This is a genomic window from Streptomyces echinoruber (assembly GCF_014651135.1).
GTDB classification, from domain to species: domain Bacteria; phylum Actinomycetota; class Actinomycetes; order Streptomycetales; family Streptomycetaceae; genus Streptomyces; species Streptomyces echinoruber.
Genome location: NZ_BMWH01000044.1, coordinates 1 through 18,802, shown reverse-complemented (window position 1 = coordinate 18,802; position 18,802 = coordinate 1). Strand labels below are relative to the sequence as shown.

12 protein-coding genes are annotated in these 18,802 nt (G+C 74.5%); 6 read left to right on the top strand and 6 right to left on the bottom strand.

The genetic code is table 11. From position 1 onward, the window contains the following. Positions 1 to 18: 18 nt before the first annotated feature. Positions 19 to 624, bottom strand: a complete 606-nt coding sequence (locus tag IE225_RS31010; RefSeq protein ID WP_190060987.1) for a dTDP-4-dehydrorhamnose 3,5-epimerase family protein — start codon at positions 622 to 624, stop codon at positions 19 to 21. 198 nt (positions 625 to 822) lie between these two features. On the opposite strand from IE225_RS31010, the gene IE225_RS31005 reads away from it, so the two are divergent. Beyond that, on the top strand, positions 823 to 1,848 hold the full coding sequence (locus tag IE225_RS31005; protein WP_190060986.1) for an NAD-dependent epimerase/dehydratase family protein: 1,026 nt from the start codon (positions 823 to 825) through the stop codon (positions 1,846 to 1,848). A 59-nt stretch (positions 1,849 to 1,907) separates the two neighbouring features. On the opposite strand, the gene IE225_RS31000 is transcribed toward IE225_RS31005, so the two are convergent. The 4 genes from IE225_RS31000 to IE225_RS30985 all read right to left on the bottom strand — a co-directional run bounded on the left by IE225_RS31000 (position 1,908) and on the right by IE225_RS30985 (position 5,464). After that, complete coding sequence (locus tag IE225_RS31000; RefSeq protein WP_229880180.1) at positions 1,908 to 2,756, bottom strand: AfsR/SARP family transcriptional regulator; 849 nt, start codon at positions 2,754 to 2,756, stop codon at positions 1,908 to 1,910. Next, entirely contained in the window at positions 2,690 to 3,709 is a 1,020-nt protein-coding gene (gene rfbB, locus IE225_RS30995; RefSeq protein WP_190060985.1) for a dTDP-glucose 4,6-dehydratase, read from the bottom strand. The genes IE225_RS31000 and rfbB overlap by 67 nt, the downstream gene beginning before the upstream one ends. 259 nt (positions 3,710 to 3,968) lie before the next feature. Next, entirely contained in the window at positions 3,969 to 5,216 is a 1,248-nt protein-coding gene (locus tag IE225_RS30990) for an activator-dependent family glycosyltransferase (RefSeq protein ID WP_190060984.1), read from the bottom strand. Positions 5,217 to 5,266: 50 nt separating this feature from the next. Beyond that, entirely contained in the window at positions 5,267 to 5,464 is a 198-nt protein-coding gene (locus tag IE225_RS30985; RefSeq protein ID WP_190060983.1) for a ferredoxin, read from the bottom strand. A gap of 564 nt (positions 5,465 to 6,028) precedes the next feature. Here IE225_RS30985 and IE225_RS30980 point away from each other — a divergent pair. The 5 genes from IE225_RS30980 (at position 6,029) to IE225_RS30960 (ending at position 16,491) form a co-directional block, all read left to right on the top strand. Beyond that, on the top strand, positions 6,029 to 7,279 hold the full coding sequence (locus IE225_RS30980; protein WP_229880179.1) for a cytochrome P450: 1,251 nt from the start codon (positions 6,029 to 6,031) through the stop codon (positions 7,277 to 7,279). Between the two features lie 163 nt (positions 7,280 to 7,442). Further along, a complete protein-coding gene (locus tag IE225_RS30975; RefSeq protein WP_190060982.1) occupies positions 7,443 to 8,663 on the top strand; it encodes a cytochrome P450 in 1,221 nt (406 codons plus the stop codon). Positions 8,664 to 9,102: 439 nt separating this feature from the next. Then, complete coding sequence (locus IE225_RS30970; RefSeq protein WP_190060981.1) at positions 9,103 to 12,114, top strand: ATP-binding protein; 3,012 nt, start codon at positions 9,103 to 9,105, stop codon at positions 12,112 to 12,114. A gap of 428 nt (positions 12,115 to 12,542) precedes the next feature. Then, on the top strand, positions 12,543 to 15,380 hold the full coding sequence (locus IE225_RS30965) for a helix-turn-helix transcriptional regulator (protein ID WP_190060980.1): 2,838 nt from the start codon (positions 12,543 to 12,545) through the stop codon (positions 15,378 to 15,380). 478 nt (positions 15,381 to 15,858) lie between these two features. Further along, on the top strand, positions 15,859 to 16,491 hold the full coding sequence (locus IE225_RS30960; protein ID WP_190060979.1) for a LuxR C-terminal-related transcriptional regulator: 633 nt from the start codon (positions 15,859 to 15,861) through the stop codon (positions 16,489 to 16,491). A gap of 284 nt (positions 16,492 to 16,775) precedes the next feature. Here IE225_RS30960 and IE225_RS30955 read toward each other — a convergent pair. Continuing rightward, a partial coding sequence (locus IE225_RS30955; RefSeq protein WP_229880178.1) for a type I polyketide synthase occupies positions 16,776 to 18,802 on the bottom strand: 2,027 nt, incomplete at its 5' end.

Sequence of the window (18,802 nt, the reverse complement as noted above, 5' to 3'; positions counted from 1 at the left end):
GGCGCGGCTGCCGCCCGGTCAGGGCGCGGCGCGCAGGGACCGGTAGTGGGCGAGGCAGTCCTCGTAGCGGGGCAGCAGGCCCGCCTCGAGGGCCTGCCGCACGGAGATGGCCGAGGCGTCCTTGTCCGACATCAGCGGCGGCTCCGACAGGCCCCAGGGCAGGTCCAGTTCGGCGTCGAAGGGGTCGATGTCGAGCTGGGTGCCGGGCACGAACTCGGTGGAGCACAGGTAGGACACGCAGGTGTCGTCGGTGAGCGCGAGGAAGCCGTGCACGAGGCCCTCCGCCACGAACAGCGCCTGCCCCGACTCGGCGTCGAGCCAGTTGGCCTCGTGCGCCCCGTAGGCGGGCGAGCCGATCCGCAGGTCCACGACGATGTCGAGGACGGCGCCGCGCACGACGCTGACCACCTTGGCCTGGCCCGGCGGCAGCAGGGTGCCGTGCAGTCCGCGCAGGACGCCCCGGCGGGAGACCGAGTAGTTCACCTGCGCCACGGGGACCGGGCGGCCGATCTCCTCGGCCAGCCTGTCGTGGCGGAACGACTCGTAGAAGCAGCCGCGGACATCACGGTGCTTGTGCGGCGTGATGTGGTAGGCGTCCGGCACGGCCATCTCTCGAATCTTCATGGTGGCAGCACGATAGGGCGCGCCTCTCGAGGATCGCTGAAGGCCGGCACGAGGGCCGCTTTACTCGAGCGGCCCTGGAGCGAGCCTGGAGCGGCGGCTGCCACAGTGAGGGGTGGACCGCCCCGGGCCGCGTGCGGCAGCGCGGGGCACCGTACGACGTGCCGGCACCAAGCCCCGGCCGGGAGGAGAGAGAACGGCATGACGGCGCTCGGTACGCAGGGACGTCCCGGACGGCCGCGGGCGCGCACCGGCCGCGTCGTCGTCCTCGGCGCGACCGGTTTCGTCGGCCGGCACGTCGGCGCCGCGCTGGAGGCGGCCGGCCACGAGGTGCTGGCGGTGGCCCGCCGCCCGGTGAAGATCCCGGCCTCCTGGCGCTTCTGCCCGATGGACGTCGTCGAGGAGGGTCCCGGGGCGCTGACCCGGCTGCTCGCCGCGGAGCGGCCGCTGGCCGTGGTCAACGCGGCCGGCGCGGTCTGGTCGACGTCGGCGGGCGACATGCGGCGCGGCAACCAGCTGCTGGTGGAGCGGCTGCTGGCGGCACTGACCGCGTCGGCGCATCGGCCGCTGCTGGTCCACCTCGGCTCCGTGCACGAGTACGCGCCGCAGCCGCCGGGGGTGGCCCTGGTGGAGAGCTCGCCGACCGGGCCGCGCACGGAGTACGGCCGCTCGAAGCTGTACGGCACGCGGGCCGTGCTGCGGGCGGCCGAGGAGGGGCGCGTCGAGGCCGTGGTGCTGCGGCTGTCGAACGTCATCGGCGCCGGCACGCCGCCGGCCAGCCTGCTGGGCCGGGTGGCCCGGCAACTGCTCGCCGCCCAAGAGGACGAGGACGCGGAGGTGCGGGTGGCGCCGCTGCGCAGCAGCCGCGACTTCGTCGACGCCCGGGACGTGTCGGAGGCGGTGGTGGCCGCGATGCGCTCCCGCCGGGCCGTCGGCCGGGTCGTCAACATCGGCAGCGGCCGCTCCCAGCACGTGCGCACCATGGTCGATCTGCTGATCTCCCTCAGCGGCCGCCGCGCCCGCCTGGTGGAGGGCACCGGCGACGCCGTGCGGCCGGTGGGCGAGCAGACCTGGATGGGCGTGGACGTGTCCGTCGCCCGCGAGCTGCTCGGCTGGACGCCCCGGCGCACGCCCGAGGACATGGTGCGGGACCTGTGGGCGGCGGCCGCGGAGGAGGGGTGTGACGGACACGGGGAGGGAGGCGGGGCCGGCGGCGGTCGCCCGTGAGCCCCGCGCCCGCACCCCGCGTCCCGGGGAACCGGCGGCGGCGAGAACGGACGCGGGGGTCAGCCCGGCAGCAGGTCGAGGTCGGCCGCGGTGACGCGGTCGGTCAGGACGTGCTGGCGGATCCGCTGCAGGCCCGGCGAGGGGTCCAGGCCGAGTTCCTCGCGCAGCAGGTCGCGCAGGCGCTGGTAGACCTGGAGGGCCTCGCTGCGGCGGCCGGAGCGCTCCAGGGCGATGATGAGGCCGCCCTGGAACCACTCGTGCAGCGGATGCGCGCACGCCAGTTCCTTCAGCTCGCCGACGAGTTCCCGGTGCCGGCCCAGCCGCAGGCCGACGGCGATGCGCAGCTCCAGGGCGTGCAGGTGCAGCTCCTCCAGGCGCAGCGCGTGCGCCCGCAGGCAGGGCCCCCGGGTCACGTCGGCGAAGGGCGGGCCGCCCCAGCGGGCCAGGGCCGCATCGAGCAGGTCGGCCGCGGCCCGCTCCTCGCCCGCGTCGAACGCGGCGCGCGCCTCGGCGGTGAGCCGCTCGAACTCCGCGGTGTCGTACTCGCCCGTCCCCACCCGCAGCAGGTAGCCGGCGGCGCCGGTGACGAGGGGGCCCGTCCCGGCGGCCGTGTCGGCGTCGCTCTGCAGCAGCCTGCGCAGCTGGTACACGTACGTCTGCACGGTGCCGGTGGCGCTGCGCGGCGGGGCGTGGTCCCACAGCTCGGCGACGATCACCGGCAGCGGGACCAGGGTGTTGCGGCGGGCCAGGAGCAGGGCGAGGACCTGCCGCGTCTTGGGCGCGGTGGGCGTGACCGGGCGGCCGTCGCGCACCACCTCCAGCAGGCCGAGCGTGCGCCAGGTCAGCACGGCGCCGTCCCGGCGGTCGCCGCGGCCGCCGGGGCGGGCGCGGTGCGGGCGTTCTGCCACCAGGCGCGGTGCTCCCGGTACCAGGCGACGGTCTCGGCGAGGCCCTCGGCCAGCGTCCGCCGGGGCGTGTAGCCGAGTTCGGTGCGCGCCTTGGTCCAGTCGACCGAGTAGCGGCGGTCGTGGCCCTTGCGGTCGGTGACGTACTCGACGCGGTCCCAGTCCGCGCCGCAGGCGTCCAGCAGCAACTGGGTGAGCTGGCGGTTCGTCAGTTCGCTGCCGCCGCCGATGTTGTACACCTCGCCCGCCCGGCCGCGGGTGCGCACCAGCTCCACGGCGCGGACGTGGTCGTCGACGTGCAGCCAGTCCCGTACGTGCAGTCCGTCGCCGTACAGCGGGACCTTGTGGCCGTCGAGCAGGCGGGTGACGAACAGGGGGATGATCTTCTCGGGGTACTGGTGGTGCCCGTAGTTGTTGGAGCAGCGGGTGACGCGGACGTCCAGGCCGTGCGAGCGGTGGTACACCAGGGCGAGCAGGTCACTGGCGGCCTTGGAGGCGGCGTAGGGCGAGTTGGGGTCGAGGGGCTGCTCCTCGGTGCAGGAGCCGGTGGGGATGGAGCCGTAGACCTCGTCGGTGGAGACGTGCACGAAGGTCCCGACGCCGTGGCGCAGCGCCGCGTCGAGCAGCACCTGGGTGCCGAGCACGTTGGTGCGCACGAAGTCGCCGGCGTCGACCAGCGAGCGGTCCACGTGGGACTCGGCGGCGAAGTGGACGACATGGTCGTGCTCGGCCATGAGGCCGTCGACGAGCCGCGCGTCGCAGATGTCGCCCACCACCAGCCGGAAGCCCGGGTGGTCCTGGACCTCGTCCAGGCTGGCCGGGTTGGCCGCGTAGGTGAAGGCGTCCAGGACGGTGACGGACACGTCGCCCGGGCCCTGCGGGCCGAGCAGGGTGCGGACGTAGTGGGAACCGATGAAGCCGGCACCGCCGGTCACCAGGATGCGCGTCTGACTCATCAGGGGTGCGGCGCCGGGCGGTCCCGGCGGGGCGCGGGGCGCCGTCCTCCTTTCTCGGCCTTCTCGGTCTTTCTCGTCTCGGTCTTTCTCGGCGTGTCCCGGTCTCTTCCGGGGGTTCCGTGGGGGCTTTCGCGGGTCTTCCGCGGGCCCGTCGCGTATGGGGGCTCGGGGCTTTCCGCGGATGGGGCTTGGGGCTTTCCGCGGGCGTACCGCGGTGCCGCCCGGGTGCGCGGTACGGGTCCGGGCCGGCCGCCCGCCGTCAGCGGGCGGCGGCCAGGCGTTCCAGGCGCGGCACCAGCTCGTGCGGGCTGGGCAGCGCGGCCGACTCCTCGCGCAGCCGGCGGGCGGCCGCGGCGAACCCGGGCTCCTCCAGCAGCCGCCGGGTCCGCTCGGCGACTCCCTCGGGGGTGACCTCGCTGTGGTGCAGGAACAGGCCCGCGCCCGCGTCCTGCAGGGCCCGCCCGCGCAGTTCCTGGTCGGCGACGTAGGTGGACAGGGCGAGTTGGGGGACGGCGTTGACGAGCGCCGTGGAGAAGGTGCCCCAGCCGCCGTGGTGCACGACGGCCGAGCAGGTGGGCAGCAGGGTGGCGAGGGCGACCCCGCCGACCGCGCGGACGTTGTCCGGCAGATCCCCGAGCGCGTCGGCCTGTTCGGGCACCAGCGCGGCGACCACGTCGACGTCGAGTCCGCCCAGGGCCCGCAGGATGTCCTCGACGGGCACGTAGTCCCCGCCGTAGGCCTCGGTGTTGGTGGTGCCGAGGGTGACGCAGACGCGGGGGCTCTTGGGTTCCTCGCGCAGCCAGTCCCATTGGACGGCGGGGCCGTTGTACGGGACGTAGCGCAGGTCCAGTACCTCCAGCGTGGTGGGCGGGCGCAGGCTGGGCGGCAGGGTGTCGAGGGTGAACCCGCCGTTCAGCAGCTCCTCGTCGCACCGCACGCCGTAGGCCCGGGCGCGCTCGTCGATCCACTCGGCGAGCGGGTCGGCGCGCTCCTCCTCGGGGATGTCGCGGGCGAGTTCGGCGAAGGTGGAGCGGGCCTGCCCGTAGACGTCGGCGCACCACAGCAGGCGGCCGTGCGCGGCACCGCAGGCCCGGGCCGCGACCGCGCCCGCGTAGGCGAGGGGGTCTCGCAGGACGAGGTCGGGCCGCCAGTGGCGGGCGAGGGCGACCAGGTCGTCCATGACCGGCTCGTTGTAGCGGGCGAAGCCCCACGGCACGCTGATCCGGTAGCGCTCCAGCAGGGAGGGCCAGTCGACCTGCCCGTAGCCGAGGTGGCTCCAGTTGGCGACGTCGGCGTCCTGCGAGTCCCGGGCGCGGGACATGTCCCGGTGCAGGTCGTGGTCGCTGCCGACGGGGGCGGCGGTCAGGCCGGCGCCGGTGACGACCGGGGTGAGGGCCGGCGGGACGGCCATCAGCACGTCGTGCCCGGCGGCCGCGAGGGCCCAGGCGAGCGGCACCATGGTGTACAGGTGGGACTTCTCCGGCAGGCCGGCGAACAGAACGCGCATGGCTTCCTCCCGTCGGGGCTGGGGTGGGCGGCGGCTGCCGCGGGGGCGGGTCAGTTCCCCGAGAGCGCGATGGCGCCCACGGGGCAGGCCTCCCGGGCCTCGCGCACCGCCGGGTGGTGGGCGGCGTCGGGCCGCCCGGTTCGCAGTACGGCCAGTCCGTCGTGCTCCCCCTGGTCGAAGACCTCGGGGGCGATCAGCACGCACTGGCCGGCTCCGATGCACCGTTCGTGGTCGATCGCGACGTCCATGCGAGCCCTCCGCGCAATGGTCGGCTTCCGCGCAGTGGTCGGCTGCGGTACGGGCCCCGGGGTGCCCGGGGCGTGCTCATCTTGCTGCGCCACCAGGCGCGTCGCGGTCCGGGCACGGCACTGTCTGGGGTTTCCTCCAGAGATTTCGCCCCGGGTTCGGCGGACGGCCCAGGGCTCGGCGAACGGCCCCGGGCTCCGGCGGACGGGCGGCGCGCCGACTGCGGGACCTCCGGGTCCCCGTGGACCCCGGCTCCCCGTGATCCCCGTGATTCTCGTGATTCTCGTGATTCTCGTGATTCTCGTGATTCTCGTGATTTTCGTGATTCTCGTGACTTCCGGACCCCCGGAATCCCTGGAACCCCCGGCTGCCCGGGGTCCCGGGATTCTCCCGGCTCCCCGGGATCTCGGTGAATCCCTAGACTGCGCCGCCCCCTGCTGGTCCGGCGCGGGCGGCCCGTGCTGGAGTGGCGGCAGCCGGCCGCGCGGGCCGGCCGCACACGGTGGGTCGCGGGCCGTGGACCGTCCGGACCCTTCGCCGAGCCCGTACGGAAAGGGGAGTCGCCGGTGGCTCAGCAAGGCACCTCGGATGTGCTCGACCGGTCGCCGTCACCGCAGGCGGAACCGCGGGAGACGGCCGCGGGCCCCGACCCGGACCGGGCCCCGACGGTGGCGCCGGACGGCGGGGCGACCCTGCTGGCGTGGGCCGCGCGCATGCGCGAGGAACAGCCGGTGTGGCGCGACGCCGCCGGCGCCGTCCACCTCTTCCGGCACGCGGACGTGCAGCGGGTCCTCGCCGACCCCGGCACCTTCTCCTCCGACACGGTGGGCCGGCTGTCCGGCGGCCGGCGCAAAGCGCCGCGCGGCACGCTGCTGCTGCTCGACCCGCCCCTGCACGGCAGGATGCGCCGCCTGGTCAGCCGGGCGTTCACGCCCGGGCTCATCGCGGGCCTGGAGCCGTGGATCACCGAGATGACCGGCAGCCTCCTGGACGCGGTCGACACCGACCGCTTCGACCTGGTGGACGCGTTCGCCAATCCCCTGCCGGTCACCGTCATCGCCCGCATGCTGGGCGTGCCGACCGCCGACCGGGAGCGGTTCCAGGGCTGGGCGGACCAGTTGCTGACCACCGACCCGGAGGACCCGGACAGCGTGCGGCGCCTGGAGGAGACGGCGACGACGATCGCAGCCTACCTGCAGACCTTCATCGACGAGCGCCGCGCCCGGCCGCGCGACGACCTGCTGGGCACCCTGGTGGCGGCCGAACTCGACGGCGAGCGGCTGACCGACGAGGACATCACGAGCTTCGCGACGCTGCTGCTGATGGCCGGTCACATCACCACCTCGGTGCTGCTGGGCAACGTACTGCTGTGCCTGGACGAGGAGCCCGGGCTGTTCGCGCGGGTGCGCTCCGACCGGTCGCTGGTGCCGGCGGTGATCGAGGAGACGCTGCGGCTGCGGCCGCCGTTCACCCGCATCGAGCGCGTCACCACCGGGGAGACCGCGGTGGGGGACACCACGCTCGCCGAGAACACCCTCGTGCACCTGTGGCTGCTGTCGGCCAACCGCGACGAGCGGGTCTTCGAGGACCCCACGGCCTTCCGCCCGGACCGCTCCCACGCCCGCCAGGCGGCCTTCGGCCACGGCATCCACTACTGCATCGGGGCGCCGCTGGCCCGCCTGGAGGGCCGGATCGCGCTCAACGCGCTGCTCGACCGCTTCTCCTCGATCCGCGTCGACCGCGACGTCCCGCTCGCCTACCACGGCACCAACGTCTTCGGCGCCCGGCACCTGCCGCTGCGCGCCGTATCCGCCTGACCGCGCCCCGGCTCCTCGCCCCGCCCCGCCGAGGCCGTCTCCCCCTCTCCCCCTCTTCCCCTTCCTCTCCCCCTCCTTCTTCCCCTCCTCCCCTTCCTCTCTCCCTCCCACGTCCCAGCCGCACCCGGCCGTCCCGCACCGCCGGAACACCGACGGAGTGACCATGAAGACCAGACCAGATCCCCCCGTGATCCCGACGGAGCGCGGCGGGTGCCCGTTCGACCCGCCGGCCGAGTACGCCCGGCTGCGCGCGCGGGAACCGGTCAGCCCGCTCACCTTCCAGGTGGCCCCGAAGGACCCGACGGGCTGGCTGGTGACGCGCCACGACCTGGTGCGGCAGATCCTCGCCGACGACCGCTTCAGCCACCGCAACGAGCTGCTCGCGCACGTCGTCGCCCCGCCGTTCCCGATCCCGGAGTACGCGCCGCAGCCCTCCCCGCCCGGGTCGTTCGCCAAGATGGACGCTCCCGAGCACACGAAGTACCGCAAGCTGCTGGCCGGGCACTTCACGGTCCGCCGCGTCCAGCAGTTCGAACCGGAGCTCACCCGCATCGTCGACGGCGCCCTGGACGCGATGGCCGCGCAGGGCTCGCCCGCGGACCTGCTGACCGCGTTCGCCGAGGTGGTGAGCCTGCGGACGGTGTGCGCGCTGATGAACGTGCCCGAGGAGATGATGACCGAATTCTCCGGGCACTTCGCGGCGCTGATGCGGCTGACGTACACGCTGGAGGAGTTCGTCCACCACGTCGAGTCGATGGACGCGCTGATCCGGCCGGTCGTGCGGGAGCGGATGGCGGAGCGCGGCGACGACTTCTTCGGCCGGCTCGCGGCCACCGGGGAGCTGACCGAGGAGGAGATGGTCAACCTCGCGGTGCTCACCCTGGGCGGCTCCCTCGACACCACGCCGAACATGCTCACGCTGAGCACCTTCGCGCTGCTCAAACACCCCGGCCAGCTCGAACTGCTGCGAGAGCGGCCCGAGTTGTATGAGTCCGGCGCGGTCGACGAACTGCTGCGCTACCTGACGATCTCTCAGCTCGGTTCCAGTCGCTGTGCGTTGGAGGACGTCGAGATCGGCGGCCGGACGATCCGGGCGGGGCAGACGGTCGTCCTCGCCCTGCCCGCCGCCAACCGGGACCCGGAGGTCTTCGACGACCCCGACCGCCTCGACGTCACCCGCAACCCGCGCGGGCACCTCGCCCTCGGGTTCGGGGCGCACCAGTGCCTGGGCCAGCACCTGGCCCGCGCCTCCCTGCGCATCGGCCTGCGCCGGCTGTTCGAGCGGTTCCCCACGCTGCGGCTGGCCGTGCCCGCCGAGGAGGTCCCGCTGCGCGACCGCGCCATGCACTACGGCGTCGACCGGCTGCCGGTGGCCTGGGACTGACGGCGGGCACCACGCGCACCGGGACCGGGACCTCCCCGCCGGCCGCGCCCCGCGTGCTCCGGCGCGATGCCGCCGACCAGTTCGGGGCCCGGCGTGACGTCGCCCTTCACGGCCTGCCCGTGGCCGTGAAGGGCGACGTCGTCCCGGGCGCGGGGGGAACCGGCGAGACGTGACGCCCGGGTGACGGGACGCACCGAGCCGGCCGGGGGCGGCGCCCCGGGCTCCCTGCGCGGGGCGGGTTCCGAACACGGCACGTGACGAGCACGACACCGGCAATCGCGTGTTCCTGCGGGGACACCGCTCCGGCCTGGGCCAGGATGGGCGGCGACCACAGGAAAACAGCGCAGCCGCCCGGCCCGGCCCGCACCGGGAGGGGCCACGGCCGGCAGGGGGAGCCGGCGGATGCGGCGGCCGCGCAGTCTCGGGGGGAGACGAGACAATGACCCGTTCCGGTTCGTCCGACGCCGAGGACGCCGAAGGGGCGGCGCGGCCGCCGGCCCGTGCGGAGTCCCCGCCGGTCCACGCGGAGCCGCCATCGGGCCACGCGGAGCCCTCCTCGGCCCACGCGGAGCCCGTGGAACGCGAGCGCGAACTCGCGCTGCTCTCCGACCTGGTGGAGCGGGTGGCCGGCGGACTGCCCGGGCTGGTGCTGGTGGAGGGGCCGGACGGCATCGGCAAGACCACACTGCTGCGCTCGCTGGCCGAACGTGCCCGCGCCCGGGGCCTGCGCGTGCTGCAGGCGCGCTGCGAACCGGCCGAGCGGGAGGCGTCGTTCGCCGTGCTGCACCGGCTGCTGGGGCCGGTCCTGGAGAAGGACGCACCGTGGTGCGGCGTGGCCGCCGGCCCCGTCCCGAACCTGCTGTCCTGCGACAACGTCATCGCCCCCGACCTGCCCTACGGCGTCCTGACCGAGCTGTTCCGGGTGGTGCGCCGGGCGAGCGCGCCCGCCCCGCTGGTCCTCGTCGTCGACGACGCCGAAAGCGCCGATCCCGCCTCACTGCGCTTCCTCGCGCACACCGCGCGGCGGCTCGCCGGGCTGCCGGTCCTGCTCGCCGTCTCACGCTGCCCCGGCACCGAGGTGGCGCCCCTGGACGAGCTGGCCGCCCAGCCGCTGTGCCAGGTGCTGCGGCCCCGTCCGCTGACCGAGCGCGGCATCGGCCTGATCGCCCGCCGGGTGACCGGGAGTACCGCGGACGAGGACTTCCTGCGGGCCTGTCTGTCGGCGACGAACGGCAGCCCGCTGCTGGTCACCCGCCTGCTGGCCGCCCTGCACCGGGAGGGCCGGCCGCCGACCGCCGGGGAGCTGGCCCGCACCCACCCGCGGGACACCGCGCTGCTGGGCCGGCGGGTGGTGGAGATGCTGCGCCGGCAGCCGGTCACCACGCTGCGCGCCGCGCGCGCCATGGCCGTCCTCGGCGAGGGGGCGCCCGACGACCTGTGCGCCGCGCTCGCGCTGGTGGACCCGGCGGTGTTCGCGCAGGCCGTACAGGCGCTGGCCGCCCTGCACCTGGTGACGCCGCCGTTGGGCACCGCGGAGTGGACCTTCGCGCACTGCCTGGTGCGGAAGGCCGTGCTCGCGGACATGTCGCAGCAGCAGCGCACCTCCGCGCACCGCCGTGCGGCCCGCCTGCTGCACGACCGGGGGGCACCGGCCGAGCAGGTCGCCGAGCACCTGCTGCGGTCCGGCGCCCCCGCGGTCGAGCCCTGGGCGCGCGCCGTGCTGCGGGAGACGGCCCGCGCGGCGGTGCGGCGCGAGGCGTACGAGCACGCCGTGGAACTGCTGCGGCGCTGCCTGCCCGAGGACCCCGGCACGGCCGCCGACCCCGAACTGCTGGTCGACCTGGGGCTGGCGCAGATACGGCTGGGTTCCGAGGAGGGCATCGAGCACCTGATGCAGGCCCTGCCGCGGCTGACGGACCCGGAGCGGCGCCTGACCGCCCTGACCGCCCTGGTGGGGGCGCTGGTGCAGGCCGGGCGGGTGCCGCGCGCCTGGGAGCTGGTGCGGTGCCACCGGCAGGAGACCGACGAGGCCGGGGAGGAACCGACCGGCGCCCAGCTGCTGGAGGCGCATCTGGTGCTCGCCTCGCACGGCAACCACCAGGCGTTCCGGCAACTGCTCGACACGGCCTCCTTCGACCTGGACCTGCCGGGGGACACGCCGGGCGAGCGGGCCCTGCTCGCCGTCCGCGCGGTGATCCGCACGTCGCGGCTGGACCGGGTCGCCGAGTCCGTCGCCGCCGCGCGGACCGTCCTGGCGCGCGGCATACCGCCCACCGACACCCCGGGCGCCCTGGGCACCGCCGCCGTGGTGCTTCTGTACGCCGACCTCCCGGACGAGGCCGAGGCCGCCTTCCGGCGGCTGGCCGGCAGGGCGGACGTCACGGGCGAGATGCAGTACGCCGCGCTGCTGGCGCTGTGGGCGGACGCCTGCCAGCGGCAGGGCGCGGTGGACCGCGCACTGGCCACCTCGGCGACCGCCCTGGAGGGCGCCCCGCCGGAGCACACGGGCTCCTATCACGCACTGGCCGCGGCCATGCGGCTGCACGCCCTGCTGGACCGGGGCGAGGAGGCCGGGGCGGCCGCCCTCGCCGACCGGATCCCCGTCCCCGGGCCGGGCAGCGGCTGGCAGTGGAACGAGTACCTCGCCGCCCGGGGCCGGCTGCGGCTGGCCGAGGGTGACGCTCGTTCCGCGCTGGCCGACCTGACCGAGGCGGGCGAGCGGCAGCGGGCCTGGCAGCGCCTCAGCCCGGCGGTGTCGCCCTGGTGGTACTGGGCGGGCCGGGCCCATGCCGCGCTGGGCGACACCGCGGCCTGCGGCGCCCTCGCCGAGGAGACGGTGGCGGCGGCGCGCTCCGGCGGTCTGCCGTGCGCGCTGGGCGCGGGCCTGGAACTGCTGGCCGTCGCGCACGGCGGCCGGCGCGCGCTGCCGCTGCTGGAGGAGGCGGAGACGGTGCTGGCGGACACACCGGCGGCCCTCGCCCTCACGCGGGTCCGGATCTCCCGGGGGCGGGCCCTGCACGCCCTGGGGCACACCCAGGCCGCGCGCAAGGTGCTGCGGCAGGCGCTGGAGACGGCGTACGCCCTGGACGCGGGCCCGCTCTACGGCGAGGCCCGCCAGGCGCTGCTGGCCACCGGCGCCCGGCCCCGGCGCCCCGTCTCCCGCGGACCGGCGGCGCTGACCCGGAGCGAGCTGCAGGTCGCCCGGCTGGCCGCCGAGGGCCGCAGCAACCTGGAGATCGCCGAGGAGCTCTTCGTCACCCAGCGCACGGTCGAGACCCATCTCACCAGCGTCTACCGCAAACTCGGCCTGACCGGCCGGCGCGGGCTGCGCGCGGCGCTGACCGGCACGGACGCCTCCCTGCCGCCCGGCAGCGGCGGGGAGGAACCCGGGCACATGACCTCAACCGGTCGCGACCCGGCCGACAATTTCGCTTCCTGGCAGACGGATTGAGCCACCCGTCGCACCACGCCCCCTTGCTGGACACCTCCGGCTGTGATGTTCTCTGCTCAAGACTTAAAGCATCGCGTGAAGCGACGTGAGAACATCTCAGGACGCCTGACATGGACGAATCCACGCGCCGCACCGAAGGCAGACCCCGCACCCCGTCCCGCACCCGTCCGCCGGCGTGCCGGCGCCGGCCTGGCCGAAGTGCTGCGCCGCCCGGCGCGCGAGGGGTTCATCACCGAAACGATCACGCCACCGTCTCCTCCGGGCCGTCCCGGCCGCCCGGTCCTCCGCACCACCTCGCCCGCGAGTAGGAGCGCCCGGGCCCCTTTCCCGGGCCCAGCAGCGCGCACAACGGTCCGGTACCGCGTACCAAGTGGCCGGGTCCCGCCGCCGGCCAGTCGGCGCAGCCCGGGAACGGAAGGGGCGAAGCGATGTTGCTGGAGCGCGAGCACGAACTGGCCGTGGTGGCCGAGGCTCTGCAACAGGCTTGTCACAGAGGCTTTCTGACGGTAATTCAAGGTCCCTTCGGAGGGGGCAAGTCGGCGTTCGTACGGGCCGTGGCCGACCTCGGCCGGGCCAGCGGGGCGCTGGTGCTGGAGGCGCAGGCCGCGCCGACGGAGCGGCAGTTCGACTTCGGCGTCGTGCGTCAGCTCCTGGAGCCGGTGCTGGCCCCGGCCGACGGGGGCGACCACGAGCGGTGGCTGCGGGAGGCGGCGGAGCAGGCACGGCTGCCGCTGCCGGGGCGCGGCCGCTTCGTCCCGGAGCCCCCCGGGCCCACCGCGCGGGTGCAGCAGTCGGCGGTGTGGTTCGACGCCCTGGTGGACAGCATGGCCCGGGACCGGACCGTGCTGATCGTCGTCGACGACCTGCACTGGTCGGACTCCGAGTCGCTGCGGGCGCTGCTGCGCACGGCCCGCGCGCGCCGCCCGCGGACACTGCTGGTGTGCTCGCTGACCGCGGGCGACGTGCGCACCGCCCGCCCGTGCGTGCGCGACGTCCTGGCGCTGGGCGACCGGACGGTGGAGCTGGACGGGCTGAGCACCGCCGGGACGCGGCAGGTGATCGAGGCCGTCTTCGAGGAGACCCCGGACGCCGCGTTCGTGCGCGCCTGCCAGGACCGCTGCGGCGGCAACCCGTTCCTGCTGCACGCCGTCGCCGACGACGCGCTCTTCCACGGCCTGCGGCCCACCGCCCGCGACGCCGCCGCGGCCGCCGCCCTGCGCCCGCTGCACGTACGGCGGCGCCTGCTGGGCTACCTGCACTCCCTGCCGGATTACGTCCGCCGCACGGCGTGCGCCCTGACCCTGCTCGGCGCGCACGCCGAACCGTCGCTGGTGGCCGACCTGGCCCAGGTGGACGCGCACCGGTACGCCGACGCCCTGCGCGTGCTGCGGCCGGCCGGGCTCGTCGACGACCCCGAGCGGCGCGTCCGGGTCGGCAGCATGCTGCGGGACGTGCTCGAGGAGGGGCTGCCGCTGGAGGAGCGCGCGGCGATGCGGGGCATGGCGGCGGAACTGCTGCACCGCACCGGCCATCCCGCCGAGCAGGCCGCCGAGCACCTGATGTCGGTGGTCGCCCTGCGGGGCCGGGACTCGGTCGCGATCCTGCGCCGGGCCGCCGACAGCGCCCTGCGGCGCGGCTCCCCGCGGGACGCGGCCCGCTATCTGGGCCGGGCGCTGCTGGACACCGCGCCGGTCGGGGCGAGCCGCGCGGGCCTGCTGATCGACCTGGCGAACGCGGAACGCAGTTTCGCCACCGCGGCCTCGCAGCGCCATGTCGCCGAGGCGGTGCCGTTGCTGGGGACGGTCCGGGAGCGGGCGGCGGCACTGGTGCGGCTGGGGCCCCTGCTGATCGACCCGTGCGCCTTCCGCGTCGACGAACTGCTGCGGCGGGTCTCGGCCGACCTGGCCGCCGTGTCCTCGTCCGACTCGGCCGACGTCCTGGACCGGGAACTGGCGCTGCGGCTGGAGGCACGGGAGCACTTCCTGGGCGCCCAGGATCCCGCACAGCAGCGGTCGGCGCTGCACCGGCTGCGCGCACTGGGCCCGAACCCGCCCGCGCGCAGCGTGGGCGAACGCGAACTGCTCGGCGCGCTCGCCCATGTCGCCATGGTGACCAACACAGTGCCCGGTGACGAACTCGCCGCCCTCGCCGCCCGGTTGCTGACGCAGGAGCAGCCGTGCCCCGACCACGTGCACACGGCACTGCCGCTCGCCGTCAACGTCCTGGCGGCGGCCGGACGGACGGAGGGCGCCGCGGGCTGGCTGCGGCAGGCCCGGCGGGTCGCCGAGCGCTACGGTGACCACGTCGAGCAGGCGGTCATCCGCGCGGAGCAGGCACTGCTCGCCCTCGCCGAGGGCGACCTGACCGCGGCCCGGTCCGACGTCCTGGGCGAGGACGCGCTCTCCGGTCCGGAGATGAGCGGCCTGCCGGCCCTCTACGCTGCCGTCCTGGCCATGGTGGCGCTGCAGACCGGGGAACCCGGGCTCGCCCACACCATCCTGATCCGGCACCGGCTGAGCGACCGCAACCACTTCCTGGCCGCCCTGCTCGACATGGCCTGCGGCGCCCTCGCGGCCCGCCGGGGCGAACTCCGCACCGCCCTGGACCACTTCAGCGTCGCAGGCCGGCACATGGAGCGCATCGGCTGGCGCAACCCCGCCGTCCTCCCCTGGTCGTCCGCGGTCGCCCTGATGCACCACCGCCTGGGTGACCCGGAACAGGCCGTCGCCGCCGCCCGGGCGGAGGTCGAGCGGGCCCGCGCCTGGGGCGCCCCCACCGCACTGGGCCGCGCGCTGATCGTCGAGGGCCGGGTCACCCCGGGACGCGCCGGGGCCGTGCTTCTCGAAGAAGCCGTCGACGTGCTGGAAAAGGGCCCCAACGGCTACGAACTGGGACGTGCCCTGCACGCCCTGGGCACACGTGCGGAAACGGATCACACACGGCGGGAAAAGGCACTGCGCCGCGCTCGCGACCTTGCCGTCGAATGCAACGCCTCCGAACTGGAGACAAAGATTCTTCGCATTCTCCGTGAGCAGGGCGCCGACTCCACCCGGAAAGCGGTGTCACTGACCCCGTCCGAGGACAAAGTCGCCCGCCTGGCCGCCGCCGGGATGAGCAACCAGGAGATATCCACCAAGCTGTCGATCTCCTCCCGTATGGTCGAGAAACACCTGACGAACTGTTACCGAAAGCTCGGCATCGACGGCCGCCCGTATCTTCGGGAAGCGCTTGCGGACCTCGACTCCCGAACGCCCTCAGGGCACTGATACCGGCAACGGGCACCGCCCGAAGCGGGCAGCAAACGGGCACGCTTCATGTCCGATTCGGGCAGCAGGAGCGCCCGAACGGTTCAATTCTCATTGATTTCCCGCCGTTGCCCCTACGAAAAGCCTTCCCGGAACCCGGACACGTCCTCGCTGGTCCGGAGAGTGCTCGCGACCGTGTGAGCCTGGTCACCGAACCCCCGAACCACAGTGTTTTGCCGACGTGCAAAAGTTTGCTTGACCGCTCCTGCACGCGTTTTTAGCCTCATTGACAGCCGATCTGGAGCGGTCCCGAGCGACCGACACCTCCGACATCCGCGAACTGGGACCATCCTCATCGAGGCCGCATCAGCGGTGCCACCCCCCTACCCCCCATACAAAGAGAGACGGTACGTCCGCAGTGACCACGAGATTCACTGGCGCTCCGATCAGCAGAGGACAGGCAGTCGCCGATCTGCCTTCCGCCTCCCGTAGGAACATCATGGACAGCAGGTCGCACGCCCCGGCACTTCATCGTCGCACTTACACGGCTCACGTATCCCCTGAGATCAGCATTACCGCCGCGGAGCCGGATTTCGCGCACCAATTCGGCCGGACTCCGGCCGAGACGTGCGGCCGCAGTCTCTACGAGTTGCTCCACCCGAGCTCACCCGTGATCCTGGACCGGCACTTCAAGCGCCTGTCCGAGGGGCGCTGCAACCGCTTCGCGGAGCGGGTGATCGGCCGTGGGGACGCGGGCCTTGCCTTCTCGGGCGAACTGACCGGTATCGCCGTCAAGGACACGGCCGGCGAACTCGCCGGCATCGTCGTCCTCCTCCGCCCGGACGAGGACACCCGTGCACCCGGCGCGGACGACGAGCAGGTCAGGCCCCGGGAACGGATGCTCAGCAAGCTGGACGCCCAGGTCCTGGAGGGCGTGGCGAGCGGCGCGTCCACGGTGCAACTGGCCGCGCGGCTCTACCTGAGCCGCCAGGGCGTGGAGTACCACGTCGGCCTGATGCTGCGGAAGCTCAAGGCCCCCAACCGCGCCGCGCTCGTGGCACGCGCCCACGCCATGGGCATGTTCACGGTGGGCCACTGGCCTCCGCGCGTCCTGCCGGAGTACATCAAATAACGCAAACAGCGTCCGTCAGAGGCCACCCGGCCGAAGTGCACTTTGTTTCAAAAGAGTGGAAAGTCGAAACAGCGGTTTCCATATGGGTTGCCGCACCACCGGCAAGGGCCGTGCCGCCGACGAGCGGTACGGCCCTTGCCGTGTGGCGGGGCGTTCGGGGGGCGGTTCGGGGGCGGGGGCCGGTTTTGGGCCGGGGGCCGGTTCTGGGCCGAAGGCCGGTTCTGAGCCGGCTCGGCCCCGAGGGGGGCGAGCCGACTCCGGCTTCGTGCCAGGCCCCGTCACGGTTATGACTGGTCCAACTCCCGGCTGATGAAGTCGAACAGTTCCTCGTCGGTGGCCTCTGCCAGGCGGTCCGTCACCGACACGGCCTCGGCGGCTACCGTCTCCCCCGGCTCGTCGAGGTCCGCCAGCAGGGCCCGCAGCCGTATCCGCAGCAGGGACTTCACATCCTGGTCCGGATCGGACTCGAGGATCCGTGACACCGCCGCGTCCACCTCGGCCAGCAGCTGCGTCGCGCCGGCCCGCTCGCCGTCGGCCAGTTCGCCGTCCAGGAACCGCGCGAGGTCCGCCGGCGTCGGATGGTCGAAAACCAGCGTGGTGGGCAACGGCAGCCCGGTGTCGTGGGACAGCTGGTTGCGCAGTTCCACGGCGGTCAGGGAGTCGAAGCCCATGTCCCGGAAGGCGCGACCGGCGTCCACGGCGGCGGCGTCGCCGAACCCCAGCGCGAGCGCCGCGGCCGCCCGCACGTGGTCCAGGAGGAGCCGGTTCCGCTCGTCGGCGGAGCGGCCCGCCAGCCCGGCCACGAGTGCGGGCGTCCGCGTGCCGGGACTCTCGCGGTCCTCGGACGGGCGCCCGCCGGAGACGGCGGGCAGCGCCGACAACAGGGAGCTCGGGCGCCGGCTGGTGAAGGTCGGGACGAAGCGTTCCCAGTCCACGTCGGCCACGACCACGGTCGTGTCGCCGAGTTCCAGGGCCCGGGCCAGGGCTCGCAGGGCCGCGTCCGGGTCCATGGCCGGCAGGCCCCGGCGCTCCAGCTCCACCGCCGCCTGCTGCGAGACCATGCCGCCGCCGTTCCAGGGGCCCCAGGCGACGGAGGTGGCGGGCAGTCCCGCCGCCCGGCGGGCCTGGGCGAGCCCGTCGAGGTGGGCGTTGGCCGCGGCATAGGCGGCCTGCCCGCCACTGCCCCACACCCCGGCGACCGAGGAGAAGAGCACGAACACGCTGAGCTCGAGGTCGCGGGTCAGCTCGTCCAGGTGGGCGGCGGACTCCGCCTTCGCCCGCAGGACGTGCGTGAGCTGCCGGGGGGTCAGCTCGGCGAGCAGGGTGTCGTCGAGGACACCGGCGGCGTGGATGATCCCGTCCACCGGGTGGTCGGCCAGCAGGCGGGCCACCGCCTCCCGGTCGGCCAGGTCGCAGGCCACCACCGTGACGCTTGCGCCCAGGTCCTCCAACTCGGTCGCCAAGTCTGCCGTACCGGGGGCTTCGGGACCGCGACGGCTGACCAGCACCAGTTCCCGGCTGCCGTGCCCGGCCAGCCAGCGCGCCACCCGCGCACCCAGGGCGCCGGTACCGCCGGTCACCAGCACCCGGTGCGGGGCACGCCAGTTTCCCTGCGGTCCCCCGGACACGCCGGGGGCGGCCGGGGTCAGGCGGCGGGCGAAGACACGGCCACCACGGACGGCGACCTGGTCCTCGCCCGTCGAGGCGAGCACGGCCGCGATCCGGGCCAGAGTGCGCCGGTCGGGAGAGCGGGGCATGTCGAGCAGGCCGCCCCAGCGGTCGGGATGCTCCAGGGCGGCCACCCGGCCCAGACCCCACACGGCCGCCTGGACCGGATCGATAACTGCCTCACCGGCCGCATCGACCGCCACCGCCCCGGACGTCAGCAACCACAACGGAGCCGGAACGCCCGCGTCCCCCAGGGCCTGGACGAGCACGAGTGCCGCCGCCACTTCGTTCGGGCAGAAGAGGACGCCGACAAGATCCTCCGCACCGGCGAACGCTTTGAGCAGGTCGGCCAGCCCCTCACGGCCCGCGTCCGGCGGGCAGGCCACCCGCTCGATGCCGGGCAGGAACTCCTCGATCCCCGCCAACACGGCTTCGTCGCCCTCGGAGTGGAGCAGGAGCCAGCGGCCCGGCACGGTGGCCGGAGCAGCGGCGTCGGTGACCGATTCCCAGGTCACGCGGTAGCGCCAACCGTCGACGGATTCGGCGGTGCCGCGCCGCTGCGCGGCGGTGACCTCGGGCCAGTAACGCTGTCGCTGGAAGGCGTACGTCGGCAGGTCCACGACCCTGCCGCCTGCGCCCGCGA

What these genes read in the sequence shown, in the direction of transcription:
- IE225_RS31010 (WP_190060987.1), bottom strand. Translation starts at nt 624, where the DNA reads ATGAAGATTCGAGAGATGGCCGTGCCGGACGCCTACCACATCACGCCG.
- IE225_RS31005 (WP_190060986.1), top strand. Translation starts at nt 823, where the DNA reads ATGACGGCGCTCGGTACGCAGGGACGTCCCGGACGGCCGCGGGCGCGC.
- rfbB (WP_190060985.1), bottom strand. Translation starts at nt 3,709, where the DNA reads ATGAGTCAGACGCGCATCCTGGTGACCGGCGGTGCCGGCTTCATCGGT.
- IE225_RS30990 (WP_190060984.1), bottom strand. Translation starts at nt 5,216, where the DNA reads ATGCGCGTTCTGTTCGCCGGCCTGCCGGAGAAGTCCCACCTGTACACC.
- IE225_RS30985 (WP_190060983.1), bottom strand. Translation starts at nt 5,464, where the DNA reads ATGGACGTCGCGATCGACCACGAACGGTGCATCGGAGCCGGCCAGTGC.
- IE225_RS30975 (WP_190060982.1), top strand. Translation starts at nt 7,443, where the DNA reads ATGAAGACCAGACCAGATCCCCCCGTGATCCCGACGGAGCGCGGCGGG.
- IE225_RS30970 (WP_190060981.1), top strand. Translation starts at nt 9,103, where the DNA reads ATGACCCGTTCCGGTTCGTCCGACGCCGAGGACGCCGAAGGGGCGGCG.
- IE225_RS30965 (WP_190060980.1), top strand. Translation starts at nt 12,543, where the DNA reads ATGTTGCTGGAGCGCGAGCACGAACTGGCCGTGGTGGCCGAGGCTCTG.
- IE225_RS30960 (WP_190060979.1), top strand. Translation starts at nt 15,859, where the DNA reads ATGGACAGCAGGTCGCACGCCCCGGCACTTCATCGTCGCACTTACACG.